The organism is Methylobacterium isbiliense (assembly GCF_022179325.1).
Taxonomy (GTDB): domain Bacteria; phylum Pseudomonadota; class Alphaproteobacteria; order Rhizobiales; family Beijerinckiaceae; genus Methylobacterium; species Methylobacterium isbiliense.
Map to the genome: position 1 here is coordinate 1 of NZ_BPQQ01000018.1, position 26,802 is coordinate 26,802.

The following is a 26,802-nucleotide window of genomic DNA, read 5'->3' on the forward strand; positions in this document are numbered from 1 at the left end:
CGGGCGCCTCGCCCCCGGCGCCGACGGTGAGCTTGCTAAGCTGCGCCCGGGCGAGGTCGGCGTAGAACCCGGCCGGATGCGCCGCCAGGAACGAGCCCCAGGCTTCCTTGGTCCCGACCCGCTCGGCGAACTCGTAGTCGCGCCGGGTCTCACGCACGAGCCGGCCCGCCGGGTCGGCCGCATCCTGGCCGCCGGGATCGGGCACCAGGGCTGCGGTCGCGCCGCCGAGCGACCCGTAGACGAACGGCTCCTGCTTGCCGTTCGTCGCGCGCATCACCTCGTCGCGCACCCGCCCGAAGGCCACCCGGATGTCGAGGCCGGGCACGGTCAGGTGCTTCAGGAGGGCCGCCGTGAAGGGGCTGTGCTCGCCGCTGCCGTCCTCCGCCACAGAGCCCGCCCGGGCCGCATAGGCCACCAGGGTGTCGCTCACGGCCGGCTCGACCTTGGCGAGGCCCGCGCCCGCGGCGCGCACGCTCACCGTGCGCTGCATCCGGTTCTGGAACGGGTTGTTGCGGCAGGCATCCAGGATGACGACGCGCAGGCGCCGGGCGGGCTCGATGGCGCGCACCACCCGGTCGAGCGACAGGCCCTCGTCCTCGGCGTCGAAGTCGCTCTTCAGCCGCGCGTCGACCGGGAGGAGGTAGTTGACCCCCGAGACCTCGATGCCGTGGCCGGCGAAATACACGAGCGCGATGTCGGCGTCGCGCGCGGTCTGCATGAAGTCGCGCAGCGCGCGCTTGAGGTCGAGGTTGCCGAGATCCTGGCGCAGCTCGACCGCGTCGAAGCCGGCGCCCCGCAGCATCGCGGCCACCGCCGCGGCATCCCGGCCCGGATTGGCCAGGGTTGGGACCGTCCGGTAGTCGCCGTTGCCGATGACGAGGGCGACGCGCCGCTCGGCTGCGAGCGCCCCCGCGGCGAGCGGGAGGCAGCCCGCCAGCACCAGCAGCCATCCGATTGCCCACCTGGCCAGCCTCACGGCCATCACCCGCCTCCGCCTCGCGCGGCCTCTCCGCACCCGCGGAGGGCACCCGGTCGCACGCCGCGGCCGGAGCAGCCTACACCCGGTGGTCGCGGCGGTCGCTGATCGTCAGCCGAACGCGGCCTTGCGCCGGCCCGCCGCCCCGGGATGCGGGATCACCCGCGCGGGGGTCGGCTGGGGCTCCCTGGGCGTATCCGGAAACCACACCTTCACCTGCGTGCCGGTGCGGGGATCGAAGATCGTGAGGGTCATCGACGCCTCCTCAGGTTCGACCGGGACGATCTCATCTCCGTCGGCGGGGGGATGTGCTCCAAAGCACGCAGGGAATCGGCACGCAGGAGACGAACGCGCATGGGCCGGCCCTCAGCGCCGGGGCGCGCGGGCCGCGCGCGGCGGGCGGCCCGAGGCCGTGACGAACACCCGGATGGGCTTCGAGTAGACCGGCGGGTCGTGCACGACGTGGTGCTCGTCGGCGAACAGGAGCTGCAGCGTGTGCGGCCCGGGCGAGAGCGTGATCCGCGCCTCCGTCTGCCCGGCGCCGAAATGCAGGTGGTTGAAGTCGTTCGGGATCGGCCGGTCGAAGGAGGGCAGGGGGGTGTCGACCAGGATGTGGTGGTGACCCGTATTGGCCTTGGCGATGCCTGCCGGCGCCACGCCCATGTTGATCAGGCCGAAGCGGATGAGCGGGTTGCGCGTGACGGTGGTGCCGTTCGCCGGACTGACGATGTAGACCTTGGCGCCCTTCGGCGAGGGCTGGCGCCGCACCGGCCCGCCCCGCGCGGCCACCGGCGCCTCGCTGTCCCGCACCGTGACCCGGATGCGCTCGGAGGCGATCGGCGGCGCGTGCGGGATGTGCTTGTGGTCCGCGAGCAGCAGTTGCAGCGTGTGCTCGCCCGGCGGCAGGGTCAGCTCCGTCTCGGTCTGCCCGGCGCCGAAATGCAGGTGGTTGAAGTCGTTCGGGATCGGCTCGGAGAGCGGCGGAAGCGGCGTGTCGATCAGGAGATGATGGTGACCGGCATTGTCGCGCTGCACGCCCGCGGGCGCCACGCCCATGCCGCGCAGGCCGAAGCGGATCGTCGACTTGGACGGGATGACGGCGCCGTCCTTCAGGTCCACGAAGTAGACCGCCGCGCCCTGAGGCGCCGAGGACGGTCCGCTGCGGGCCGCGTCCTGAGCCGGCGCGGTCTGGGCTTGGGCGGTCTGGGCTTGGGCGGTCTGGGCTTGGGCGGGTCGGACGTGCAGGGAGAGGGCCACGCAGCAGAGCAGCAGGGCGGATGCGTGCCTGATCGAAGTCATAGGCCTCTCCCCTCGCGACGAGCTCCGGATCCCACCAGATCTTCGATCGTCTCTGAAGCAGAGATCGAAAGTTTTTGTGGTATATAATAGTCTACCACTAATGAATGGTGCGACAGGATGCCGCACTCCGCGTTTTCGCCTGGGAACTTCGCCTGTTCCGTAGTTCGCTGTGTTGCGGGTAGAAGTCGACATCGCGACGTGCCGGGTGCGAACCGAGAATGAGGCAGCACGGACCCGGAATGGCTTGTCGGCTCGCCGCCTGGGCGCTCGCCGTCCTGATCTGCCTCGGCCCGGCCCTGGCGCAGCAGACACGGGCGGTGGTGGTCGATCAGGGGCCGCGCCTCGCGCTGCTCCTCAGCAACTCGGCCTACGCCCCCGGCGGCGCCGATCCGCTCGGCACCAACCGCACCGCCCGTCTGCTCGCGGATGAGCTGGCCCGGCTCGGCTTCGAGACCGACCTCGCGACGAATCTCGGCCGGGCGCAGATGCGCCAGCGCATCGACGCCTTCACGGACCGGATCGGCCGCGGCGCCGCGGTGGTGCTGTTCTTCAACGGCTACGCGATCCGGGCCGGCCAGCAGACCTTCCTCGTGCCGGTGGGAAGCACGATCACCTCGGAGGCGCAGGTGCGCCAGGAGGGCGTGGATCTCGACGGCGTCCTGGGGGAGATCGCGCGCCGCGGTGCCTCCGCCACCATCGCGATCATCGAGGCGGCGCGCCGCAACCCGTTCGAGGAGCGGTTCCGCGCCTTGCCGGAGGGGCTCGCCGCGCCGGAGCTGCGCGACGGGATGCTGGTGATGTTCAGCACGGCCCTCGACCGGCCGCCGGAGGAGGGCGACGACGGCAGCCTGTTCGTGCGCGAGCTGATCCGCCAGATCGCGACGCCGGACCTCAGCGCCGAGCAGGCCTTCGCGCGCACCCGCATGGCAGTGGCCCGGGCCACCGGCGCCAAGCGGGTGCCCTTCGTCTCCTCGTCCCTCCTCGAAGACTTCGTCTTCGCGGCGCCCGGCATCCGCCCGCGGCCCGCGCCCGCGCCCGCGGCACCGCCGCCACCCGCGCCCGCTCCGGCGCCGGTCGCCGAGGCGCCCGCCGGCGGAACGCCGCGGCCCGGCGAGACCTTCCAGGATTGCGGCACCTGCCCCGAACTTGTCGTGGTGCCGCCGGGCGACTTCACGATGGTGGGCGAGGCGGAGTTCGAGAAGCCCGCCCATCGGGTGGCGATCCGGCGGCCCTTCGCCATCGGCCGGCACGAGGTCACCTTCGCGCAGTGGGACGCCTGCGCGGCCGCCGGCGCCTGCAAGGCCGACATCGACGATCACGGCTTCGGCCGCGGCGACCGCCCGGTGATCGACGTGAGCTACGACGAGGTGCAGGCCTTCCTGCGCTGGCTGTCCGCCCAGACGCGCCAGACCTACCGGCTGCCGAGCGAGGCCGAGTGGGAATACGCCGCCCGCGCCGGCTCCACCACGCCGTTCTGGTGGGGGGCCGCGGCCGGGAACGGCCGGGCGAATTGCGAGGATTGCTCGCCCGCCCCGCCGCGCCGCACGCTGCCCGTCGGCTCCTTCCGGCCGAACGGCTTCGGGCTCTACGACACCGCCGGCAACGCCGCGGAATGGGTCGAGGATTGCTGGAACCCGACCTATCGCGGCGCGCCCGCGGACGGCGCGCCCTGGCGCGCGGGCCAGTGCCAGCTGCGGGTCCTGCGCGGCGGCTCCTTCACGGGCCGGGCCGCCGCCGTCCGCTCGGGCGCCCGCTTCCGCTACGACCGCGACATCCGCTACTACGCCAACGGGTTCCGGGTGGTGCGGGACCTGCCCTGAGCGCAGGCGGCCCCTGCGCGGCGCCCCGTTGCGGTGCCGGCGCAAGACGTGGATGGGCGAAGGCGCCTGTCGTCCCTGCCCTGGAGCCCCTTATGCCAAGCCCTTCCGATACCGAGGCCGTCGCCGCCCTCTCGCGCTGGCTTGCGGTGGAGAGCCCGACCACCGATGCGGCGGGCGTGAACCGGATGATGGACCTCGTCGCCGCGGAGGCCGAGGGCGCCGGGATCGCGCAGGAGCGGATCGCCGGCCGGGACGGGCTCGGCGACAGCCTGATCCTGCGGGCGGGGCCGCGGACGGACGCGCCCGCGCTCCTCGTCCTGTCGCATCTCGACACGGTGCATCCCCTCGGCACGCTTGAGCGCGACCTGCCCGTGCGCGTCGAGGACGACCGCCTCTACGGCCCGGGCGTGTACGACATGAAGGGGGGCGCGTGGCTCGCCCTGCAGGCGTTCCTGGCCGCCGCACGGGGCGGGGCGGCGCGCCGGCCGCTCACCTTCCTGTTCACGAGCGACGAGGAGATCGGGTCGCCGACCACCCGCGGGCTGATCGAGGATCTCGGGCGCGGGGCCGCCGCCGTGCTGGTGACCGAGCCCGCGCGCGAGGGCGGCAAGGTCGTGACCGGCCGCAAGGGCGTCGGGCGCTTCGACGTGCACGTGGAGGGACGCCCGGCCCATGCCGGCAGCCGCCACGCGGACGGCCGCAACGCCATCCGGGAGGCGGCCCGCCTGATCCTCGAGGTCGAGGGCATGACGGACTACCCGCGGGGCATCACCACGACGGTGGGGCTGATCGCGGGCGGCACCGCCGAGAACGTGGTGCCGCAGCATTGCCGTTTCAGCGTCGACCTGCGCGTCGTGACCGAGGCGGAGGGGAGCGCCTGTGCGGACCGGATCCTCGGCCTTAAGGGCGCTGCGGACTTCGCCGTCACCGTCACGGGCGGCATGAACCGCCCGCCCTACGGCCGCACGGAGGCGATCGGCCGCCTCTACGCCCGGGCCCGCGCGCTCGCCGCGGCGGAACTCGGCCTCGATCTCGGCGAGGTGCCGCTCACCGGGGGCGGCTCGGACGGCAATTTCACGGCCGCGCTCGGCATCCCGACGCTCGACGGCCTCGGCATCGACGGGGACGGGGCGCATACCCTGCACGAATACGCCCTGATCTCCTCCATCGCGCCCCGCCGCCGGCTGATGCAGCGGCTGCTGGAGACGCTGCCGTAGGACGCTGCCGGCTTCGCCGCACACGACGCGGGGAGCCCTTCTCCCGCACGGGATCCCCGATCCCGCACGGGATCGGGGATGCTACGCCTCCCCGGCGTAGCGGCCGTGGCAGTGCTTGTACTTCTTGCCCGAGCCGCAGGGGCAGGGCTCGTTGCGGCCGACCCGGCCCCAGGTGGCGGCATTGCTCGGGTCGCGCTCCAGCACGGCGCCGTCGGCGCTGAGCCCCTCGGCCGCGAAGCCCAGAGCCCCGCCGCCCCCGCCGAAGCTGCCGCTGCCGTCCGGCAGCGCGAACTCGTTCTCGCCCGTGACCGGGTCGAGGTGCTGGGCGAACATCGGCGGCAGAGTCGGCGCCTCGGGCTCCTGCATCATGATCTCGATGCGCAGCAGCTGGCCCGTCACCTGCTCGCGCAGCGCGCCGATCAGGCCGTTGAACAGCTCGAACGCCTCGGACTTGTACTCGTTGAGCGGGTCGCGCTGGGCGATGCCGCGCCAGCCGATCACCTGCCGCAGGTGGTCGAGGGTGACGAGGTGCTCGCGCCAGAGATGGTCGAGGCTCTGGAGCAGCACCTGCTTCTCCACATAGGCCATCAGCTCGGGCCCGTTGCGCGCGACGCGCTCCGCGTAGGACTCGTCGGCGGCCTTGCGCAGGCGCTCGCGGATCTCCTCGTCGGCGATCCCCTCCTCCTTGGCCCACTCCTCGACGGGCACGTCGAGATTGAGCTGGGTCGTCACGCTCTCGCGCAGGCCGGCGATGTCCCACTGCTCGGGATAGGCGTCCTCGGGAATATGCCGCGCCACGACGTCGTCCACCACCCCGTGGCGCATCTCGTCGACGGTCTCGCGCACGCTCTCCTGGGCCATGAAGTCCCGGCGCTGCTCGAACACCACCTTGCGCTGGTCGTTCATGACGTTGTCGTACTTCAGCACGTTCTTGCGCATGTCGAAGTTGCGCGCTTCGACCTTCTGCTGCGCCTTGGCGATGGCCTTGTTGATCCAGGGATGGATGATCGCCTCGCCCTGCTCCAGCCCGAGCTTCTGCAGCATGCCGTCCATGCGGTCGGAGCCGAAGATCCGCATCAGGTCGTCCTGAAGCGAGAGGTAGAACTTCGAGCGGCCGGGATCGCCCTGGCGGCCCGAGCGGCCGCGCAGCTGGTTGTCGATGCGCCGGCTCTCGTTGCGCTCGGTGCCGACGATGTAGAGGCCGCCCGGGAGCGCGGTCTTGCGGCCCGCCTCGGGGTCCGCCGCCTCGCCGGACGACAGCACCTTGGCGCGGTTCACCTCGATCTCGGCCTTGATCGCCGCGACGCGGGCCTCGCGCTCGGCCCCTTCGGGCATCCCGGCGAGCTCCTGCTCGACGCGCATCTCGACGTTGCCGCCGAGCTTGATGTCGGTGCCGCGGCCGGCCATGTTCGTCGCGATGGTGATGGCGCCGGGCACGCCGGCCTGGGCCACGATGTAGGCTTCCTGCTCGTGGAAGCGGGCGTTCAGCACCGCGAACTTCCGGGTCACCCGGCCTTCGCGCGCCGCCGCGTAGACCTCCTCCATCGCCGAGGCGTTGCTGTAGTCCAGCGGCTTGTAGCCGTGCTTGACGAGCAGCGCCGCGAGGTGCTCGGAGCGCTCGATCGAGCCGGTGCCGACCAGCACCGGCTGGTGGCGGGCATGCGCCTTGTCGATCTCGGTGATGATCGCCGCGTACTTCTCCTCGACGGTGCGGTAGACCTCGTCGTCCTCGTCCACGCGCTCGACCGGCTTGTTGGTCGGGATCTCGACCACGCCGAGGTTGTAGATCTCCTGGAACTCGTCGGCCTCGGTCGAGGCGGTGCCGGTCATGCCGGCGAGCTTCTTGTAGAGGCGGAAGTAGTTCTGGAAGGTGATGGAGGCGAGCGTCTGGTTCTCGGGCTGGATCGTGACCCGCTCCTTGGCCTCCAGCGCCTGGTGCAGCCCCTCCGAGTAGCGCCGGCCCGGCATCATGCGGCCGGTGAACTCGTCGATGATCACCACCTCGTCGTTGCGGACGATGTAGTCCTTGTCGCGCGTGAACAGGGTGTGGGCGCGCAGCGCCTGGTTCACGTGGTGGACGAGGGTGATGTTGTGGGCGTCGTAGAGGTCGCCCTCCTTCAGCACGCCCGCCTCGCGCAGCAGGTCCTCGATGTGCTCGTTGCCGCTCTCGGTGAGCGAGACCGTGCGCTGCTTCTCGTCGAGGTCGTAATCCTCGCGCGCGAGCCGCGGCATCAGGGCGTCGATGGCGACGTAGAGGTCGGAGCGGTCATCGATCGGCCCCGAGATGATCAGGGGCGTGCGCGCCTCGTCGACCAGGATCGAGTCGACCTCGTCCACGATCGCGAAGGCGTGGCCGCGCTGAACCATCTGGTTCAGCTCGTACTTCATGTTGTCGCGCAGGTAGTCGAAGCCGTATTCGTTGTTCGTGCCGTACGTGATGTCGCAGGCATACGCCTCCTTGCGCTCGCCGTCGTCGAGCCCGTGGACGATGACGCCGACCGAGAGGCCGAGGAAGCGGTAGACCCGGCCCATCCACTCCGCGTCGCGCCGCGCGAGATAGTCGTTGACCGTGACGACGTGCACGCCGTTGCCGGCGAGCGCATTGAGGTAGGTGGCGAGCGTGGCGACCAGCGTCTTGCCCTCGCCGGTCTTCATCTCGGCAATGCCGCCCTCGTGCAGCACCATGCCGCCGATGAGCTGCACGTCGAAGTGGCGCTGCCCGAGCACGCGCTTGGCCGCCTCGCGCACGGTGGCGAAGGCCGGGATCAGGATGTCGTCGAGCGACTTGCCGGCGGCGAGGTCCGCCTTGAGCGCGTCGGTGCGGGCGCGCAGGGCCTCGTCGCTGAGCGCCTCCATCTCGGGCTCAAGCGCGTTGATGGCTTGGACCCGGGGCCGGTAGCCCTTCACCCGGCGGTCGTTCGACGACCCGAAAATCTTTTTGGCGATGGCACCGAGCATCGTGAACCTGCGATCGATCGTACAGTCTGGAGTGCGCGCGACGGCGCGCGTTATAGAGCCATATAGGCCCGCGCGCACCAGAATGGCACTGCGGTCCAGCCGGGCGGTCCGTTGACCCAGTGGCATGCTGCGAAAGGCGTACGGAGCACGCCCGGCCGGGCGCTTGATTCGCCTCGCTCCTGCGACATAAGTGCGGACCGATCAAGAGCAGCGGCGGCAGGCGACCGCCCACCGGGGAGTGACACGCGATGAGGAATCTGGCCCGGGCGCTTGCCCGCACGACCGCGCTCGCCGCCGGCCTGCTCGCGGCCCTGCCCGCCGCCCAGGCCCAGTCCGGCGCCTCCGACGGCGTCGTCAAGATCGGCATCCTCAACGACCAGTCGGGCGTCTACGCCGATTTCGGCGGCCGCGGCTCGGTCGAGGCGGCCCGGATGGCGGTGGAGGATTTCGGCGGCAAGGTCCTGGGCGTGCCCGTCCAGGTCGTCGATGCCGACCACCAGAACAAGCCGGACATCGCCTCCAACATCGCCCGGCAATGGTACGACACCGACAAGGTCGACTCGATCATGGAGCTGACCACCTCCTCGGTGGCGCTCGCCGTGCAGGGGCTGTCGCGCGAGAAGAAGAAGATCACCATCGTCGACGGGGCGGCCACCACCGACCTCACCGGCAAGCAATGCACCCCCTACGGCTTCCACTGGGCCTACGACACCCACGCGCTCGCGGTCGGCACCGGCGGCTCGCTCGTCGAGAACGGCGGCGACACGTGGTTCTTCCTCACCGCCGACTACGCCTTCGGCACCGCGCTGCAGAACGACACCAGCAAGTTCGTGCAGGCCAAGGGCGGCAAGGTGCTGGGGGGCGTGCGCCACCCCTTGAGCGCGCAGGACTTCTCGTCGTTCCTGCTCCAGGCGCAGGGCTCGGGCGCCAAGATCATCGGGCTCGCCAATGCGGGCCTCGATACCTCGAACTCGATCAAGCAGGCGGCCGAGTTCGGCATCGTCCAGGGCGGCCAGCGCCTCGCGGCCCTGCTCTTCACCCTGGCCGAGGTGCATGGCATCGGCCTCAAGGCCGCGCAGGGCATCGTGCTGACCGAGGGCTTCTACTGGGACCTCGACGACCAGAACCGCGCCTTCGCCAAGCGCTACATGGCCCGCTTCGGCCGCATGCCGAGCATGATCCAGGCCGGCACCTACTCCTCGGTGACGCACTACCTCAAGGCCGTGCAGGCGGCCGGCACCGACGAGACCGAGGCGGTGGCCAGGAAGATGCGCGAACTGCCGGTGGACGACTTCTTCGGCCGCGGCGGCAAGGTGCAGGCCAACGGCCGCATGGTCCACGAGATGTACCTGTTCCAGGTGAAGTCGCCGGCCGAATCGAAGGGGCCGTGGGACTACTACAAGCACCTCGCCACGATCCCGGGCGACAAGGCGTTCCTGTCGGCCAAGGACAGCGGCTGCCCGCTGACGCAGTGAGGCGGCCGGAAGCCGAGGAGGCTCAGGCCTTCACCTGATCGGCAGCCCCGCCGGACCGCGGATACGCGCGGCCCGGGCCGCGGACACGCGCGCGGCTCGGGCCGCGCATTCGTGTCCGGGGCGGGGGTCGCCGGCCCTGCCCCTCCGGTCCGTGCTTCAGTACTCCGCAAGTGTATTTACTGTGCAGTCTGCCTGAAAATTGGCCCGATGCGACCGCATCGTTGCAGCCGACGGATGTCCTCTCCTGCCTCTGCGGTGGTCCCGTAAGGTTTCGTTGAGATTCGCGGTGGTAGGAGAGACATCGTCTTTCGGCGATGCGGGCCGGCTGCCGGCAAAGGGCTGCCCGGTGAGGAGGCGTCCTTGCTCGCGCACGACTTCCGCTCCTTCCACGAGGCCTCGAAGCGCAACGGCGTGATCCTCTCGTTCGGTGGCGACCTGTCCGACAACGTGATGGTGTCGCTCGGCGAGGTGCTGAAGCTGCGCATGCAGCAGGCGGAGACCGACGCCACCGTGGCCAAGCGGGTGTTCTCGATCTTCGTCGAGCAGGCCCAGAACATCATCCGCTACTCGGCCCGCAAGCTGACCGCCGCGGACATGCCCCCGCCCCGCGTGAGCGCCGGAATGATCGCGGTCGGAGCCGACGGCGGACGCTTCTTCGTCGTCTGCGGCAATGAGGTCAGCCACGCCGAGGTGCCGGCCCTGCGTGCCCGGCTCGACCATCTCGCCGGGCTCTCCGCCGAGGAACTGCGGCGCACCTACCGCGAAAAGCTGCGCCAGCCGCCGGACGAAGGCAGCCTCGGGGGCAGCATCGGCCTGATCGAGATCGCCCGGCGCTCCAGCGCCCCGGTCGAGTACGATTTTCAGGAGATCGGCGACGATCTCAGCCTGTTCTGCCTCAAGGCCTACATCTGAGACGGGGCGCCACGATGGATCGCATCCAACTCCCGCCCACCGACCGCTCGCCCCGGGTCGATTTCGACTTCGCGTCCGGCAGCCTCTCGATGCGCGGCGAATCCTACCCGGAGGACGCCGCCGCCTTCTACGGACCGCTGCTGCAGTCGCTGCGCAGCTTCCTCAGCGCCTCTGACCCGAGGCCGATCGTGTTCGAGGTCGGCCTCGCCTACTTCAACTCGTCGAGCGCCAAGGCGCTGATGAACCTGTTCATGCCGCTGGAGGACGCTGCGGCGGAGGGCCGTCCGGTGACGATCCGCTGGGTCTACGCGGACGGCGACGACACGATCGAGGAGGCCGGCGAGGACTTCGCGGCCGATTTCGATCACGCCCGCTTCGAGATGGTCAGGGAGGCGAGGGCGTGACCGCGCGCAAGGCCAGCGTCACCGAACTGTCGCAGGCCGCCGGAGACGGCTTCAGCCTGTTCGACACCGAGGAGGCGATCCTCGGGCGGACGGAGGTGATGCTGTCGCGCCTCGCCGAGGTCGCCGAGGGGGTGCGGGAACTCGCGGGCGCCTACCGCCGCGGCTATCGCGAGCAGCGGCGGCTCGTGCGCCTGAGCGACCGCATGCAGGGCGACCTGCAGCGCGCCAACACGCGGCTGGGCGAGCAGCAGCGGGAGTTGCAGGCGCTCAACGACGCGCTGTCCGGCGAGATCGAGCAGCGCATCCGGCTGGAGGCCGAGCTGCGCCGCCTCGCCGACACCGACCACCTCACCGGGGCGCTGACGCGCCGCCGCTTCATGGAGATCGGCGAGCGCGAGACCCTGCGCAGCCAGCGCGGCCGCATCCCGGCCTGCTTGCTGATGCTCGACCTCGACCGCTTCAAGATGATCAACGACGGCTTCGGCCACGAGGCCGGCGATGCGGCGCTCGTGGCCTTCGTCGGCATCTGCCGCGGCCACCTGCGCTCGCTCGACGCGATCGGCCGCATGGGGGGCGAGGAATTCGCCATCCTGCTCGCCGACACCGATCGCGCAGGGGGGCTGGCGCTCGCCGAGCGGCTGCGACAGTCGGTCGCCGCCGTGCCGGTCTCCACCGGGCCTGGGCCTCTCTCGATCACGGTCAGCATCGGACTTGCCGCCCTGCGGCCCGAGGACGCCCTCGCCGACCTCCTGCGCCGCGCCGATGCGGCGCTCTACGCGGCCAAGGCCGCGGGCCGCAACTGCGTGCGCGGCGAGGAGGCGGCGTGACCCCCGCCGAGGCGCAGCCCCGCCGCGGCGGCTCCCTGCGCGGCGCCGGGCCGCTGCGCGGCGGCGAGATCCTGGGCAAGCTCGGCTTCACCGAGCCGGCAGGTGCCGAGGCAGTCGAGGGCATCATGCGCCCGGGGGCGCTGCGGGGGGCGGCGCGCGGGCGCAACCTCGACGGCCTCGCCCACACGCTGTTCCTGCGCATCTACCCGGTCATCGCCGCGGTGGTCCTCGCCACGCAGATCGGCATCGCCTGCGTGAACTACGCCGACGAGTTCCGCCTCTACGGCGAGCGCGGCGCGCTCCTCGCCGGGATCACCGCCGCGAACCTCGCCCAGCCGGGCTGGAGTGCGGCGCCGGAGCGGGCCCGCACGGCGCTGCAGGCGCTCGCCCTCGACCCGGCCTTCCGCTACGCCGCCCTGCGCGACGCCGAGGGCCGGCTCGTCGCGAGCGCCGGGGAGGCACCGGGCAAGCGCGCCTTCGACCTGCTGCAGGTCGCCGCCGACCTGGCAGTACCGGGCGAGGAGCGCGCGGGCAGCCTCTCGCTCGTCCTCTCGGCGGAGGCGCTGCGCGGCAACGCCGAGAAGCAGGCGCTGCTCGCGCTCGGCACCAGCCTCGTCCTGATGCTCGCCTTCGTGCTGACCCTGCGCACCACCGTGCGCCGCCACGTGCTCGGGCCCCTCAACCGCCTGCTCGGCGCCATGCGCGAGGTCGAGCACAAGCGCTGGGTGACGGTGGACCTCGGCGGCGACGCCCGGCCGAGCAACGAGATCGACGCGATCTCCTCCGCCTTCAACCGCATGGTGGAGGGCCTGCGCAGCGGCGACGAGGCCAAGCAGCTGCTGCTGGAGCTGGAGGCCGCCCACGCCAAGCTGGAACACGCCAACCGGCAGGTGATCGAGAGCATCGCCTATGCGCGCCGCATCCAGGCCTCGGTGCTGCCGGACCGGGCCGCACTCGCCGGCAGCGGGCTCGACGTCGCGATCCTGTGGGAGCCGCTCCACCTCGTCGGCGGCGATTATTTCTGGCTGGAGGCGATCGACGGGCAGGGCGTGATCGTGGTGGCGGATTGCACCGGGCACGGGGTGCCGGGCGCGTTCCTCACCCTGATCGTGGCCACCGCCCTCGACAGGCTGCTGCACGAGCGCGGCCTGCGCTCGCCCGCCGCGATCCTGGCCGGGCTCGACGCGATGGTGCGCGCGCAGCTGCGCCAGGACGGGCGCGGGGCGGAATCCGACGACGGGCTCGATTGCGGCATCTGCGTCGTCGATCCGGCGAGCCGCACCCTGCGCTTCGCCGGGGCGGGCCTGTCGCTGACGCGGGTCGGCGCGGACGGCATCGAGCGGCTGCGCGGCGGGCGCCGCGGCCTCGGCTACCCGCGCACCGGCCGCGAGGCGCTCCCCGAGACCGACACCGTCGTGACGCTCGCGCCGGGCACGACCTTCTACCTGATGACCGACGGCATCACCGACCAGATGGGCGCCGCCGCGCCCGGCGAGCCCCCGCGCCTGCTCGGCCATCGCGCCGTCGCGGACCGCCTCGCCGCCACGGCGGACCGGCCGCTGCCCGAGCAGGTCGCGGCCCTGGAGGCCGGTCTCGCCGCCTATCGCGGGGCCGAGCCGCGGCGGGACGACATGACCCTCGTCGCCTTCCGGCTTCCCTGACCGGCAGGGGAGGGGGCCTCACAGCTCGCTGCGCCGGAGCAGGTAGTCGAGCCCGCCCACCCGGTACCAGCGGTAGCCGTAGCCCTCCAGCAGCACCCGGTACCGCCCGGCCTCGTCGGCCCGGCTGCGCTCGCCGGTGAGCAGGTCGATGAGCAGCCCGCCATCCTCCCCGATCCCGGTGGCGAAGCCGATCTCCAGCGGCTCGGCGGCGAAGTTGTGCAGGCACAGAACCGCGTTGTTGCGCCAGTCGTAGCGCAGGCCGAGCACGCTCTCGGCGCCGGTCTCGATCACCGCGAAGTCGCCCCAGCCGATCTCCGGCACCTCCTTGCGCATCCGCACGATGCGCTCCAGCCAGTTGAGGAACGAGTTCGGGTCCTGGCGCTGGACCGCGGCGTTGACGTGCGCGTAGCCGTAGGCGCCGGTGCCGATCGGCGGCGCGGTCGGGCGCGCGCTCTTGGTGAACCCGCCCTGCGGCTCGTCCGACCATTGCATCGGCGTGCGGCAGCTCTCGCGCTCGGGCAGCGAGAGGTCGTCGCCCATGCCGATCTCGTCGCCGTAGCGCAGCACCGGGGTGCCCGGCAGGGTGAACATCAGGCTGTAGGCGAGTTCGAGCCGGCGGCGGTCGCCGCCCAGCATCGTCGGCAGGCGGCGGCGGATGCCGCGCCCGTAGATCTGCATCTCGGGAGCCGGCGCGAAGGCGGCGAAGACCGCCTTGCGGTCCTTGGGCGAGAGGCGCCCGAGATCGAGTTCGTCGTGGTTGCGCAGGAACTGCGCCCATTGCGCGGAGGCCGGACGCTCGCGCGTGCGGGCCAGCGCCGCCGCGACCGCCTCCGCCCGCCCGGTGGCGAGCGCCAGGAACACCGCTTGGTTGACCTGGAAGTTGAACATCATGTGCATGCGGTCGGCATCGTCGCCGAAATAGTCGAGATCCTGCTCGGGCAGCACGTTGGCCTCGGCCAGGATGATCGCGTCGCCGCAGCGCCACTGCAGGAACTCGCGGAACCGGCGCAGCATGTCGAACTGCTCCACCGGCTTGCCCGCGGCCTCCGGCCCCTTCCGGGCGATCACGAACGGCACCGCATCCATGCGGAAGCCCGAGACCCCGAGCTGGATCCAGAACCCCATGATCTTCAGGATCTCCGCCATCACCCGCGGGTTGGCGGTGTTGAGATCGGGCTGGAACTCGTAGAAGCGGTGGAAGTAGTAGGCCCGCGCGGTCTTGTCGTAGGTCCAGGTGGTGGTCTGCACGCCGGGAAAGACCATGCCCTCGTCGGCACCGGGCGGCTTCGTCTTCGACCAGACGTACCAGTCGCGGTAGGGCGAGTCCGGGTCGGCGCGCGCGGAGCGGAACCACGGATGCTGGTCGGAGGTGTGATTGACCACGAGGTCGATCAGCACCTTGAGGCCCCGCTGCTTGGCCGCGTGCGTGAAGGCCACGAAATCTCCGAGCGTGCCGTAGCGCGGGTCGACCCCGTAATGGTCCGTGATGTCGTAGCCGTGGTCGCGCTGGGGCGAGGGCTGGAACGGCATCAGCCAGATCGCCGTGACCCCGAGCCCCTGCAGGTAGTCGAGACGCCGCTCCAGCCCCTCGAAGTCCCCGATCCCGTCGCCGTTGGCATCCATGAAGGTGCCCACCGACAGGCAGTAGATCACCGCGTTCTTGTACCAGAGATCGTCGATCATGCGCCCTCGCGCCGCGCCCGCCCGGCCTGGAAGCTAGGGCCGGAGAGCCGGCAGCGTAGCCGCGTGGCCGCTGCCGCCCTTGAATGAGGCTGATTGCCTGCGAAAGAGGCAGGTTTCGGCGGCGGGCGCGCGGGGATGCCCTGGTTTCCATCGCCTGCGCGCGATTTCGGCAAAGCTTCCCTCCGGCGCGCCAACTGGCACATCGCTTGCCGGTGCGTCCGCGACCGCAAGAACAGGTCGGGGAATGGAAATCATGACGATGTCCTGGAAGGCTTGGCTGGCGCGCGCGACGGTCGCGGGCGGCGTGGCGATGGGCGCCCTCGCGGCGACCGCTGTGTCCGCGCAGGAGACGATCAAGGTCGGCATCCTGCACTCCCTGTCGGGCACGATGGCGATCTCCGAGACCACGCTCAAGGACGTCATGCTCATGCTCATCGATGAGCAGAACAAGAAGGGCGGCGTGCTCGGCAAGAAGCTCGAGGCGGTGGTGGTCGATCCGGCCTCCAACTGGCCGCTCTTCGCCGAGAAGGCGCGCGAGCTGATCGCAAAGGACAAGGTCTCGGCGGTGTTCGGCTGCTGGACCAGCGTGTCGCGCAAGTCCGTGCTGCCGGTGTTCAAGGAGCTGAACTCGATCCTGTTCTACCCTGTCCAGTACGAGGGCGAGGAGAGCGAGCGCAACGTGTTCTACACCGGCGCGGCGCCGAACCAGCAGGCGATTCCGGCCGTCGACTACCTGATGAAGGAGGAGAAGGTCGAGCGCTGGGTGCTGGAGGGCACCGACTACGTCTACCCGCGCACGACCAACAAGATCCTCGAAGCCTACCTCAAGGCGAAGGGCGTGAAGCCCGAGGACATCTCGATCAACTACACGCCCTTCGGCCAGTCCGACTGGCAGACCCGGGTCGCGGCGATCAAGAGCTTCGGCTCGGCCGGCAAGAAGACCGCGGTGGTCTCGACCATCAACGGCGACGCCAACGTGCCGTTCTACAAGGAGCTGGCGAACCAGGGCATCAAGGCGACCGACATCCCGGTGGTGGCGTTCTCGGTCGGCGAGGAGGAACTGGCCGGCATCGACACCAAGCCGCTGCTCGGCCACCTCGCGGCCTGGAACTACTTCCAGTCGGTCGACACGCCCGACAACAAGGCGTTCATCGCCAAGTGGAGGGAGTTCACCAAGAACCCGAAGCGGGTGACGAACGACCCGATGGAGGCCCACTACATCGGCTTCAACATGTGGGTGAAGGCGGTCGAGAAGGCCGGCACGGTCGATCCCGACAAGGTCATCGCGGCCCTGCCCGGCACCAAGCAGGCCAACCTGACCGGCGGCACCTCCGAGATGCTGCCCAACCACCACATCACCAAGCCGGTCTTCATCGGCGAGATCAAGGGCGACGGCCAGTTCGACGTGGTGTGGAAGACCGACGGGCTCGTGCCCGGCGACGCGTGGTCGAAGGAACTCGACGGCTCCAAGGACCTCGAGGCCGACTGGGTCAAGCTCAACTGCGGCAACTACAATACCAAGACGAAGAAGTGCGGCGGGGCGTGAGGCGCACCGCTCCCGCATGAGCGGAGGAACCCCCTCTCCCGCACGGGAGAGGGGATCCCGCGCTGCCCGCGCCTCCTCCCGGAGGCGCGGACCTTCACCCCGAACCGGATACCCCCCGGATGCGCCGCTGGCTCACCCTTCTCCTCGCCCTCGCGGCCCTCTGCGCGGCCGGCCTTCAGCCGGCACGGGCCCAGTCTCCGGCCGATGCCGCCTACGCGAAGCTGGCGAGCGACAGCTATTCGGACATCGAGGGGGGCATCGCGGCGCTCGCCCTGAGCGGCGACCCGAAGGCCGGCGCGGTGCTCAAGGCGCTGGCGGACGGCAAGCTGCTCTACCGCCCCGACGACAAGACCCTGGCGATCCAGGGCGCCGCCGGCCTGACGGAGGCCCGCACCGGCGCGGCCCTGCCGGGCGCGGACGGCTTCAAGCCGGTCCGGGTCAACAACCGCGTGCGCCGGGCGATCGATGCCGCGCAGGGCAGCCTCAACCTCGTGGCGCCGAGCCCGGGCCTGCGCCGGGCCGCGGCCGACGCGGTGTTCAAGGCCCGCGACGCCGCCGCGCTTCCGGCCCTCGACGCGGCGCTCGCCCGCGAGACCGATCCGGGCGTGAAGCGCGCGATGGAGGAGGCCCGCGCCGCCGCCCTCCTGGCCAAGTCCGACGCCCCCGAGGCCGCCCGCATCGGCGCGGTCGCGGTGCTGCAGGGGCGCGGCGACGGGGATGCGCTGGCGATCCTGCGCGGCCTCTCCGGCGACGCCTCCCCGGGCGTGCGCGAGGGCGCGGCGCGGGCGATCGCCAGCGTCGAGACCCGGCTCGCCATCGTGGCGAACCTCCAGAACGCCTGGTACGGGATCTCGCTCGGCTCGGTGCTGCTGCTTGCCGCCATCGGGCTCGCCATCACCTTCGGGGTCATGGGCGTCATCAACATGGCGCATGGCGAGATGGTGATGCTCGGCGCCTACACCACCTTCCTGGTGCAGGAGGTGATCCGCCAGCGGATGCCGGGCCTGTTCGACTGGTCGCTGCCGATCGCCATCCCGCTCGCCTTCGTGGTCGCGGGCGGCGTCGGCATCCTGATCGAGCGCGGCATCATCCGCCACCTCTACGGCCGGCCCCTGGAGACGCTGCTCGCCACCTGGGGCGTCAGCCTCATCCTGCAGCAGGCCGTGCGCTCGCTGTTCGGCCCCACCAACCGCGAGGTCGGCGCGCCCTCCTACATGGCGGGCGCCGTGGACGTGTTCGGTCTCTCGATCACCTGGGGCCGGCTCTGGATCGTGCTGTTCGCGCTGGCGGTCTTCGTCGGCCTCAACCTGATCCTCAAGGCCACCTCCTTCGGCCTCAAGACCCGGGCGGTGACGCAGAACCGGCGCATGGCCGCCGCGATGGGCATCCGCACCCCGTGGGTCGACGCCTTCACGTTCGGGCTCGGCTCCGGCATCGCCGGCATCGCCGGGGTGGCGCTCTCCCAGATCGACAACGTCTCGCCGAATCTCGGCCAGAGCTACATCATCGACTCGTTCCTCGTTGTGGTGTTCGGCGGTGTCGGCAATCTCTGGGGCACGCTGGTCGCGGCCCTGACCCTCGGCGTCGCCAACAAGTTCCTCGAACCCTTCGCGGGCGCGGTCCTGGGCAAGATCCTGCTCCTCGTCTTCATCGTGCTGTTCATCCAGAAGCGCCCGCGCGGCCTGTTCGCGCTCAAGGGCCGCGCGGTGGAGGCCTGATCCCATGACGTATGACGGCCTCATCGACCGCAAGGGCTGGATCTTCCTGGGCGTCCTCGCCGCCTTCGCGGTGGCGGTCCCGATCCTGAACCTCCTCACCCCGCCGGATTCCGCCCTGCACGTGCCGACCTATGCGGTCTCGCTGATGGGCAAGTACCTCGCCTACGCCATGCTGGCGCTCAGCCTCGACCTCGTCTGGGGCTATTGCGGCATCCTCTCGCTCGGCCACGGCGCCTTCTTCGCCCTCGGCGGCTATGCCATGGGCATGTACCTGATGCGCCAGATCGGCCCGCGCGGCGTCTACGGCCACCCGGTGCTCCCCGACTTCATGGTCTTCCTGAACTACAAGGAACTGCCCTGGTACTGGCACGGCTTCGACTGGTTTCCCTTCGCGGCCCTGATGGTGCTGCTCGTGCCGGGGCTGCTCGCCTTCGTGTTCGGCTGGCTCGCCTTCCGCTCGCGGGTGACGGGGGTCTACCTCTCGATCATCACCCAGGCGATGACCTTCGCGCTGATGCTCGCCTTCTTCCGCAACGACATGGGGCTGGGCGGCAACAACGGGCTCACCGACTTCAAGGACATCCTGGGCTTCCCGGTGCAGGCGCAGGGCACGCGCGTGACGCTGTTCGTGCTCACCGCCCTGGCGCTGGCGCTGGCCTACCTCGTCGCCCGCGCCATGACGACCTCGGCCTACGGCAAGGTCCTGATCGCCATCCGCGACGCGGAATCGCGCACCCGCTTCCTCGGCTACCGCACCGACCACTTCAAGGTCCTGGCCTTCACGGTCTCGGCGATGATGGCGGGGGTGGCCGGCGCCCTCTACGTGCCGCAGGTCGGCATCATCAACCCCTCCGAGTTCACCCCGGCCAACTCCATCGAGGCGGTGATCTGGGTGGCGGTCGGCGGGCGCGGCACGCTGGTGGGCGCGGCGCTGGGCGGCGTGCTCGTCAACTACGCCAAGACCCTGCTCACCGGGGCGATGCCGGACGCGTGGCTGTTCATGCTCGGGGCGCTCTTCGTCGTGGTCACGCTGTTCCTGCCCCGCGGCATCGTCGGCACGCTGGTCGAGGCGGTCGGCGGCCGGCGCGCCAGGGCGGCCCTGCCGGGGCCGGCCCCCGGCGAGATCGCCCCCAAGCTCGCCGAGGAGGGGCGCGGATCGTGAGCGCCGCCGCCACCGCCGCGCAGGCCCCGGTTCCTCAGGACCGCCGCCTCACCAACGCGCTCCTCTACGTCGACGACATCCGGGTCACGTTCGACGGCTACCGCGCCCTGCGCGGCCTGTCGCTCACCCTGATGCCCGGCGAGATGCGGGCGATCATCGGGCCGAACGGGGCCGGCAAGACCACGATGATGGACTGCATCACCGGCAAGACCCGGCCCGATTCGGGCGAGGTGGTCTTCGACGGCCTGCACGACCTCACCCGGATGGACGAGGCGGCGATCGCGCAGCTCGGCATCGGCCGCAAGTTCCAGAAGCCGACCGTGTTCGAGAGCCATACCGTGGCCGACAACATCCTGCTCGCCCTGAAGGGGCCGCGGGAGGCCGCCGCTTCGCTGTTCGGCTGGCGCAACCGGCGGCATGCCGAGCGCATCGACGCGATCCTGAGCACGACCGGGCTCCTCGCCCACCGGGCGCGCCCCGCCGCCGACCTGTCGCACGGCCAGAAGCAATGGCTGGAGATCGGCATGCTGCTGGCGCAGGATCCCAAGCTCCTCCTTGTGGACGAGCCCGTCGCCGGCATGACCGACGCCGAGACCGAGGCGACGGCGACGCTGCTGCGCGGCATCGCCCGCGATCACGCGGTGATCGTGGTCGAGCACGACATGCATTTCGTGCGCGCGCTCGGCTGCCGCGTCACCTGCCTGCACGAGGGCGCGGTGCTGGCGGAGGGATCGATCGACGCCGTCTCCGCCGATCCGCGGGTGGTCGAGGTCTATCTCGGCCGCTGAGTCGGCGCGCCCCACCGCGACGACCGTGGCGGGGACCCTCGGTCCCGGGACAGACGAGCGCGATCAACGCGAATCCGCGTCGCGGTCGCGGGCGGAGGGAGCCGGACCGGTCATGCCCCCTCCGGCGATCGGTGCCGGGCGCATCGCGTCGACGTCGCAACCAAAACCAACATCCCCCAGAGTGAACCCGGCGCGCCGCGAGGCAGCCCCAGGCGGACAGGCAGGCTGCCCCGCAGGAATCTCCGCCGGCGCGCTCCCTCATCCTTTCGCGTTGCTGGACAACCCGCCCGCAGGCCGGTCAGTATGGTCGCGAGACCGTCGCCTGACCGCTGCCTTTGCTCGTATTCCAGCGTTCCGCCTCGCATGCGGGAGCAAGGATGGTGGAGAGATGTTGGTATGCGCCGGACTGGCGTGACGGAGAGGTGCAAACGTCTGTGGCAAAGTCCAGCGAGGCCGGTTCCGGACGCTGCTGATCGAATCGGGCGGCATGCTGACGCAGCCTCAAGTTGTGAGCATAATCTGCTCGGGCCTGGCTGAACCGCGCAATTGCGGTGATTTACTGACGAATTGCGGGCCCGCCTGCCGTTGACAGTCGCAACCTGTCCTCCATATTGGACTTCGCCGCGCCGAACGAACAGAAACGAAGCGCCATGACGACAGAGTTGACGCAAAAAACAATAGATCTCGTCTCTGTCTATCTTTCACGAAACAGTATATCCGTGGCTGAAGTGCCGGAGCTGATCCGCCTCGTTCATTCCGCGCTGAAGGATGTTGATGCGTCTGAGGCCCCTGCACCGGCGTGGCCGGCGGCGCGGGTGTCGGTCGAGAACACCGTCACGCCCGACTACATCATCAGCCTGGAGGACGGGAAACCCTACAAGACCCTGGGCCGTCACCTGACCAGCCGCGGGCTCACCCCCGATCAGTATCGGGCGAAGTGGGGTCTCGACCCGTCCTATCCGATGATCGCCCCGAACTATGCCGCCAAGCGCGCGAAGATCGCCCGCGGGGCGCTGGTGCGCAGCCGGCTGCGCAAGGAATCCGGCGACGAGGGCGGCGCGGACCCCGACCTGGGGCCGCTCGCGCAGCTCATGAACTGGAAGAAGCCGTCCTCGGGGCCGGGCGACGCGTGAGCCGCGAACAGCCGCCCGCATGACACCAGCCCATGCTCAAGTCTCGTCGCGAGACCAGCGAGACATCTCTGCTCGCCCTTCAGCTTCTGCGATCTCGGCTGCGGCGTAGATACCGGTTGGCGGCAGCGTTGCCCAACCCTCCGCAAGGATGTCTCCCCCGTGCCGGCTGACGTAATGGTACTGCTCGGCGAATGCAAAATTCCCATCATCGCGTTGCAGCAAGACTATGCGGCGGCGTGGGTGGAGCGCCGACGCGTGTCTCACCTCGTCCAGCTGTTTGAAGACGTGCAAGCCTGTGTCTCCGCGGCGATCCACGATGCGGCTCAATCGTATAGGCGGCAAGCTGCCACGGGAGAATGTCGGCTCACCACCTCAGCGGTCCTTCCTCGGCTGTTGCACGAACGCCGCGAGCGTGTCCGTCACACCCGCAGCGAGCGGTCTATCCGGATCCTGGTAGGTTGCGATGTTGGCAGCCCGGTCGTCGGATGCGACCGTCTTCAGGACATGGTTCGCGTCCGGAAGGAGCACCAGCTCGGCGTCGGGGCGCGCATCGCGTAAACGTTCAGCGTCTGCTGGCCCAACTTGGATATCGCGCAGTCCCTGCAGGATCAGCACCGGGCCCGCATAGGCCGCGATCAGCTGGGCGGGATCGAGCGCGACGGCGCTGATCAGGAAGCCTTGGACCTCGGGTCGAAACAGCGGCTGCAAGGCCGGATGGATGTCTTCCGGCGCGACCTGCTGCCCCGCCTCAAGCCGCGCGATGATCGCCTCGGCCCGTTCGCGGATCGGTGCGTTGGCGGGGTTGCTCCCGATCTGCTCGCGGAGCACATCGCCAAGGCTGCGCCCCGGTGCCGAAACCAGCAGCAGCCCGCCGATGTCGGCAGAGCGCTGGGCCGCGACCAGCGCCACCAAGGCACCTTCGCTGTGACCCAGGACCCACACGCACGGAACCCCCATCCGCTGACGGATGGCCGCCGCCCACGTTCGGACGTCGGCGGCATAATCCTCGATGGTGACGGCGTTGGCGTCCGGAATGGCGCGAGCGCTGCCGAACAGGCCTCTCTTGTCGATACGGACGCTCCTGATGCCCCGCGCGGCCAGTCCCTCCGCGATCAGGCGGTAGGAGGATGATCGGACACCGAGCGGGTTGTTGCCGTCGCGGTCGGTCGGTCCTGAGCCGGGGACGATGAGAACGACCGGGCCATCGGAGTTGGCAGGTCCCGCCACCGTGCCTGAGAGCGGCCCGGCCGGACCGGCTGCCTCGATCAGGCCGGGGTCACTCATCGCTGCTGCGTCCGGTCGAGGAACGCTGAGGGACATGAGGCACGCCGGACTTCGGCCTCGGCCTTCGCTGCATCCCGGGGCCCGGTGTCATTTGCCGGGATCGACAGACTGCGTGCCCGCTGTCCACCCGTTCGCGAAGCGCACGGGCCAAGCTGCTCGTTCGCGAGAGCAAGGTTTGAAGCCGATTATTCTCTGTCGTGAGCCAATCACCGTCGCGGTGAAGGATGAGATCGTTGAGCGACCCCATCCCACCCGCGAGCCCGCGGTATCGCTCTACCCCGCGATCGTCGGACATCTCTCCCAATTCCGCACATCGGCCCACTTGCCCCGCCCAATCGGGTGCGCCGTACTTGCGCAACTGCGCTTCGAGTTCGCGCAGTGCATCTGCCAACTCGGCGACCATCGGATGAGGAGACATCATGCCTGCATAACGGTGCTGGGTCGGCTTGCAACCCTCAGCCATCCGTCCTGCGGTCAAGCTGATGGCGTGCAGATCTAAGCATCATTCGCCGAAGTGATCACCGGTTCGGCGACAGAGATTGATGCAAAGACAAGAGCCGAGCAGAGTTGCCCCGCGCAACTCTGGTTAGGCCGTGGCCACGGGCGTCGCCAGCAGGATCTGCCCGGGGCAGGGCTCCTGCGGCGCCAGGGGCTGTGCCCGCCCGTCCGGCTCCACCCGGTGCAGCCGGTAGCCGGTGAGCGCGCGGACGAGGGCGCGGGGATCCGGGGCCGGCGTCCCGGGGCCGCGCGCGGTCTCGATCAGCAGCCAGGGGCGGAACCGCCGCAGGGTTTCGGCCGCCCCGCGCAAGGCCGCGGGTTCTGCCCCCTCCAGGTCGAGCCGCAGGCCGTCGAGGCGCTCCAGCCGGTAATGGGCCGCCACGGCATCGATGGTGGTCAGGTCGACCCGTGCCATCAGCGCCGGAGCGGCCGCGACGAGGGTCCGGTCGAGGTAGCGGCCCGCCGCCGCGTGCACCGCCCGGGTGCCCGGATGGTCGTCCGCCGCGAAGGGGATGCGGCGCACGTGGTCGAGGCCGTTCGCCGCCACGTTGGCGGCGAGCTTGCGCTGGGTGGTCTCCAGCGCCTCGAAGGCGAACACCGCCCCGGCCGGCCCGACGCGTTTGGCCGCCACGAGGGTGATCTCGCCGAAGCGGGCGCCGACGTCGAACACGACGTCGCCGGGCTGGAGCAGCCGGTCGAGGCAGCGCACCACCTCGTGCCGCCGGTAGCCGAACCAGAAGATCTCGTTCGCCGCGTGCTCGGACAGATCGAGGGCGATGCGCAGGTCGCCGTCGAAATCCTCCACCTCCTGCACGCCGTGACCGCGGCCGCGGCGGCGGATGGCCTCGACGATCGGCCGGGCGGCGCGCAGGTGCTGCAGCCGGCGCGTCACCTTCCGGGCCAGATGGATCGCGCGCACGCCCGCCTCTCCCTGTGGCCTAAGTCTCTCGGCCGATCTCCCTTGACGTGACGCGTTCGCGTCCGGTTGGCAGTCCGGTGCGAGTACGTACCGGGCGGCGCGGCGGCCGCGCGGCGGCGGCTGCGGGACGAAGGCGGTCCTCTTTCATTGGTCGAACTCAAAACAGTTTCAAGGACATGATCGGTGCGGGCGTGGCTTTTCATCGGGGCCGGCCAGCTCTAGAGGGACCGGGCACGGACCGGCCGCCGCGGCCGGCGGTCCTCAGGGAGCCCGCATGACGTCTCGCCGATCGCCCGTTCCAGCCGGTCTCGCCCTCGCGCTGGTCCTCGGCCTCGCCGCCCCGCCCGCCCGTGCCCAGGAGGACGCCGCCCCGGCCGAGCCGGCAGCGCCCGCGGCCAAGCCCGCGCCGCGCCGCCCGCCGCCCGCCCGCAAGCCCGCCCCGGCGCCGGCCCCCGAGCCCGCCAAAGCGGCCGCCCCGGCCGGCTGGCCGCCGGGCGCCAGCGCCGTGACCGAGGTCTACGGCGACTGGACGGTCAGCTGCACCCGCGAGGGCGAGGCGCGCCAGTGCCAGCTCTCGCAGGCGCAGGGCGAGGCGCAGACCGGGCGGCGGCGCTTCAGCATCGAACTGCGCCAGCCCCGCGACGGCCGCAGCGAGGGCGTGGTGCTGATGCCGCTCGGCCTGCAGATCGAGCCCGGCATCACCTTCAAGCTCGACGACGCCACCCTCGGCAAGGGGGCGTTCTACACGACCTGCGTGGCGGCGGGCTGCATCGTGCCGATCAGCTTCCCGACGGTCGCCACGGACGCGATGAGGACCGCGGTGGCGCTGCGCGTCACCGGCACGCGCCCGAACGGCGAGGCGGAGACCATCACGGTGCCGCTGGCGGGCTTCGCCGCCGCCCTGGCGCGGATGGGCGTGCTGGCGGGCTGATCCCTGCCGGCCTGCACCGCAGGCATGCGCCGCCTGCCCGATTGGGCGTCAGCACGCGCCGCCGCGGACCGGCCCGCGACGGGCGCCCCGCCCCGCCCGCACAGGGCGAGGCCGGGCCGCCTCCGCCCGGCCTCCCTGGCACGATTGCTGCTAACGGCTACCCGGGCAGGCCGTCACGCGGCCTCCGGGCAAAGACGCCCGTGCCTTGGACAGGGTTGTCCGTTCGATCGGGGATGAGGCAGGCGGCTGCGGCCGGTCCGTGCACCATCCCTCATCCAGCGACGTGACGAAGTCCCCCCGCGGGGGTTCCAGTTCGAGGCTCGATGCATGGCCAGCTTCAAGACCGTGATGCGATCGGGGCATCCCCCGACCCTTTTTGCCGCGTTCCTGTACTTCGATTTCTGCTTCGCGATCTGGGTCCTGAACGGCGCGATGGGCCCGTTCATCACCGAGACCTACGGGCTCACCCCGGCCCAGACCGGCTTCATGATCTCCCTGCCGATCCTGGCCGGCGCCGTCATGCGCTTTCCGCTCGGCGTGCTCGCCCAGTACATCGGCCGCAAGAACGCTGCCATCACCGAGATGGTGCTGATCATGGTGGCGATGGCCTTCGGGTTCTTCTTCATCGACAGCTACGGCGACGTGCTGGCGATGGGCGTGCTGCTCGGCATCGCGGGCGCCTCCTTCGGGGTCGCGCTCTCGCTCGGCTCGGGCTGGTTCCCGCCCCAGCACAAGGGCCTGGCGATGGGCATCGCCGGGGCGGGCAATTCCGGCACGGTGCTCGCCGTGCTGTTCGCGCCGCCGCTCGCCCAGGCCTATGGCTGGCAGACGGTCTACGGCTTCGCCGGCACCGTCATGGCGCTGCCGCTCCTCGTCATGATCGTCTTCGCCAAGGAGCCGCCGGACCGCGAGCACCAGAGCTTCCGCGAGCACATCTCCTGCCTGTTCGAGAAGGACGGCTGGGCCTTCAACCTGATCTACGTCATCACCTTCGGCGGCTTCATCGGCCTGTCGAACTTCCTGCCGACCTTCTTCTACGAGCAGTTCGCCGTGACCAAGGTCGAGGCGGGGCGCCTGACCATGCTGGCGGCGCTGATGGGCTCGGGCATCCGGGTGGTGGGCGGCTACTGCGCCGACCGCATCGGCGGCATCCTGGTGCTCACCGTGGTGCTGCTCGCCGCGGTCGGCTCCTTCCTGCTGCTCACCACCTCGCCGCCGCTTCTCCTCACCACGATCCTGTTCATGGTCTGCTTCGCGGCGCTCGGCGCCGGCAACGGGGCACTGTTCCAGCTGGTGCCCCTTCGCTGGCCGGCCAACACGGCGGTGGCCGGCTCGATGATCGGCGAGGTCGGCGCGCTCGGCGGCGCGATCCTGCCGAACGCCATGGGCCTCTCGAAGCAGTTCACCGGCGGCTTCGCGGCGGGCTTCGTGGGCTACGCGATCTTCACCGCCGTGGTGCTCGGCTGCCTCGCCCTGTGGTCGCGCCGCTGGGTCGGCACCTGGGTCGGCCCGCGCGGCAAGGTGCTCGCCACCGCCGACGACGCGGCGCAGGCCGAATCCGGCCTGATCCCGGGCACGCAGCGCGCCTGAG

At 70.7% G+C, this 26,802-nt stretch carries 22 protein-coding genes; 14 read left to right on the forward strand and 8 right to left on the reverse strand.

Translation table 11 applies throughout. The features are described from left to right. The 3 genes from MFF61_RS08050 to MFF61_RS08060 all read right to left on the reverse strand — a co-directional run. Nucleotides 1-982, reverse strand: a 982-nt coding sequence (locus tag MFF61_RS08050; RefSeq protein WP_238234571.1) for a caspase family protein, incomplete at its 3' end; no start/stop codon positions are given. A 105-nt stretch (nucleotides 983-1,087) separates the two neighbouring features. Next, nucleotides 1,088-1,231: a hypothetical protein gene (locus MFF61_RS08055; RefSeq protein WP_238234572.1), complete on the reverse strand. Its 144-nt coding sequence runs from the start codon at nucleotides 1,229-1,231 to the stop codon at nucleotides 1,088-1,090. A 111-nt stretch (nucleotides 1,232-1,342) separates the two neighbouring features. Then, complete coding sequence (locus tag MFF61_RS08060; protein WP_238234573.1) at nucleotides 1,343-2,275, reverse strand: DUF4399 domain-containing protein; 933 nt, start codon at nucleotides 2,273-2,275, stop codon at nucleotides 1,343-1,345. A gap of 239 nt (nucleotides 2,276-2,514) precedes the next feature. On the opposite strand from MFF61_RS08060, the gene MFF61_RS08065 reads away from it, so the two are divergent. Together MFF61_RS08065 and MFF61_RS08070 are read left to right on the forward strand one after the other, a co-directional pair. Continuing rightward, a complete protein-coding gene (locus MFF61_RS08065) occupies nucleotides 2,515-4,095 on the forward strand; it encodes an SUMF1/EgtB/PvdO family nonheme iron enzyme (protein ID WP_238234574.1) in 1,581 nt (526 codons plus the stop codon). Between the two features lie 92 nt (nucleotides 4,096-4,187). After that, entirely contained in the window at nucleotides 4,188-5,312 is a 1,125-nt protein-coding gene (locus MFF61_RS08070; RefSeq protein ID WP_238234575.1) for a M20 family metallopeptidase, read from the forward strand. Between the two features lie 81 nt (nucleotides 5,313-5,393). Here MFF61_RS08070 and secA read toward each other — a convergent pair whose 3' ends face one another. Then, nucleotides 5,394-8,270 (reverse strand): preprotein translocase subunit SecA, encoded by a 2,877-nt coding sequence (secA, locus tag MFF61_RS08075; protein WP_238234576.1) that lies wholly within the window; start codon nucleotides 8,268-8,270, stop codon nucleotides 5,394-5,396. A 248-nt stretch (nucleotides 8,271-8,518) separates the two neighbouring features. Here secA and MFF61_RS08080 point away from each other — a divergent pair, with 248 nt between their 5' ends. From MFF61_RS08080 to MFF61_RS08100, 5 genes are all read left to right on the forward strand, one after another. Further along, complete coding sequence (locus MFF61_RS08080; RefSeq protein ID WP_238234577.1) at nucleotides 8,519-9,745, forward strand: ABC transporter substrate-binding protein; 1,227 nt, start codon at nucleotides 8,519-8,521, stop codon at nucleotides 9,743-9,745. A gap of 360 nt (nucleotides 9,746-10,105) precedes the next feature. Next, nucleotides 10,106-10,657, forward strand: coding sequence for a SiaB family protein kinase (locus MFF61_RS08085; RefSeq protein WP_238234578.1), 552 nt, complete (start codon nucleotides 10,106-10,108; stop codon nucleotides 10,655-10,657). 14 nt (nucleotides 10,658-10,671) lie between these two features. Further along, entirely contained in the window at nucleotides 10,672-11,061 is a 390-nt protein-coding gene (locus MFF61_RS08090) for a DUF1987 domain-containing protein (RefSeq protein WP_238234579.1), read from the forward strand. Beyond that, nucleotides 11,058-11,888: a GGDEF domain-containing protein gene (locus MFF61_RS08095; RefSeq protein ID WP_238234580.1), complete on the forward strand. Its 831-nt coding sequence runs from the start codon at nucleotides 11,058-11,060 to the stop codon at nucleotides 11,886-11,888. The genes MFF61_RS08090 and MFF61_RS08095 overlap by 4 nt, the downstream gene beginning before the upstream one ends. Then, entirely contained in the window at nucleotides 11,885-13,549 is a 1,665-nt protein-coding gene (locus tag MFF61_RS08100) for a PP2C family protein-serine/threonine phosphatase (protein WP_238234581.1), read from the forward strand. Before MFF61_RS08095 ends, MFF61_RS08100 begins: the two co-directional genes overlap by 4 nt. An 18-nt stretch (nucleotides 13,550-13,567) precedes the next feature. On the opposite strand, the gene MFF61_RS08105 is transcribed toward MFF61_RS08100, so the two are convergent. Next, a complete protein-coding gene (locus tag MFF61_RS08105; protein WP_238234582.1) occupies nucleotides 13,568-15,232 on the reverse strand; it encodes an alpha-amylase family protein in 1,665 nt (554 codons plus the stop codon). A gap of 259 nt (nucleotides 15,233-15,491) precedes the next feature. Here MFF61_RS08105 and urtA point away from each other — a divergent pair, with 259 nt between their 5' ends. From urtA to MFF61_RS08130, 5 genes are all read left to right on the forward strand, one after another. Further along, nucleotides 15,492-16,778, forward strand: a complete 1,287-nt coding sequence (gene urtA / locus MFF61_RS08110) for an urea ABC transporter substrate-binding protein (RefSeq protein ID WP_238234776.1) — start codon at nucleotides 15,492-15,494, stop codon at nucleotides 16,776-16,778. Between the two features lie 119 nt (nucleotides 16,779-16,897). Further along, complete coding sequence (gene urtB, locus MFF61_RS08115; protein WP_238234583.1) at nucleotides 16,898-18,496, forward strand: urea ABC transporter permease subunit UrtB; 1,599 nt, start codon at nucleotides 16,898-16,900, stop codon at nucleotides 18,494-18,496. 4 nt (nucleotides 18,497-18,500) lie between these two features. Next, nucleotides 18,501-19,658: an urea ABC transporter permease subunit UrtC gene (gene urtC / locus MFF61_RS08120; RefSeq protein ID WP_238234584.1), complete on the forward strand. Its 1,158-nt coding sequence runs from the start codon at nucleotides 18,501-18,503 to the stop codon at nucleotides 19,656-19,658. After that, the gene (gene urtD / locus MFF61_RS08125) at nucleotides 19,655-20,446 is read left to right on the forward strand and encodes an urea ABC transporter ATP-binding protein UrtD (RefSeq protein ID WP_238234585.1); all 792 of its coding nucleotides are present in this window, start codon (nucleotides 19,655-19,657) and stop codon (nucleotides 20,444-20,446) included. The genes urtC and urtD overlap by 4 nt, the downstream gene beginning before the upstream one ends. Nucleotides 20,447-21,057: 611 nt before the next feature. Then, nucleotides 21,058-21,579 carry a Ros/MucR family transcriptional regulator gene (locus MFF61_RS08130; RefSeq protein ID WP_238234586.1) on the forward strand — a complete coding sequence of 174 codons (522 nt, stop codon included), beginning with the start codon at nucleotides 21,058-21,060 and terminating at the stop codon, nucleotides 21,577-21,579. A 372-nt stretch (nucleotides 21,580-21,951) separates the two neighbouring features. On the opposite strand, the gene MFF61_RS08135 is transcribed toward MFF61_RS08130, so the two are convergent. The 3 genes from MFF61_RS08135 to MFF61_RS08140 form a co-directional block, all read right to left on the reverse strand. Continuing rightward, nucleotides 21,952-22,863 (reverse strand): alpha/beta hydrolase, encoded by a 912-nt coding sequence (locus tag MFF61_RS08135; protein WP_238234587.1) that lies wholly within the window; start codon nucleotides 22,861-22,863, stop codon nucleotides 21,952-21,954. Then, complete coding sequence (locus MFF61_RS34035) at nucleotides 22,856-23,326, reverse strand: DUF6966 domain-containing protein (RefSeq protein WP_373324654.1); 471 nt, start codon at nucleotides 23,324-23,326, stop codon at nucleotides 22,856-22,858. The genes MFF61_RS08135 and MFF61_RS34035 overlap by 8 nt, the downstream gene beginning before the upstream one ends. A gap of 123 nt (nucleotides 23,327-23,449) precedes the next feature. Continuing rightward, nucleotides 23,450-24,280, reverse strand: coding sequence for an FkbM family methyltransferase (locus MFF61_RS08140; RefSeq protein ID WP_238234588.1), 831 nt, complete (start codon nucleotides 24,278-24,280; stop codon nucleotides 23,450-23,452). Nucleotides 24,281-24,554: 274 nt separating this feature from the next. On the opposite strand from MFF61_RS08140, the gene MFF61_RS08145 reads away from it, so the two are divergent. Together MFF61_RS08145 and MFF61_RS08150 are read left to right on the forward strand one after the other, a co-directional pair. Further along, nucleotides 24,555-25,211: an invasion associated locus B family protein gene (locus MFF61_RS08145; RefSeq protein WP_238234589.1), complete on the forward strand. Its 657-nt coding sequence runs from the start codon at nucleotides 24,555-24,557 to the stop codon at nucleotides 25,209-25,211. 327 nt (nucleotides 25,212-25,538) lie between these two features. After that, a complete protein-coding gene (locus MFF61_RS08150) occupies nucleotides 25,539-26,801 on the forward strand; it encodes an MFS transporter (protein ID WP_238234590.1) in 1,263 nt (420 codons plus the stop codon). Nucleotide 26,802: the final 1 nt, after the last annotated feature.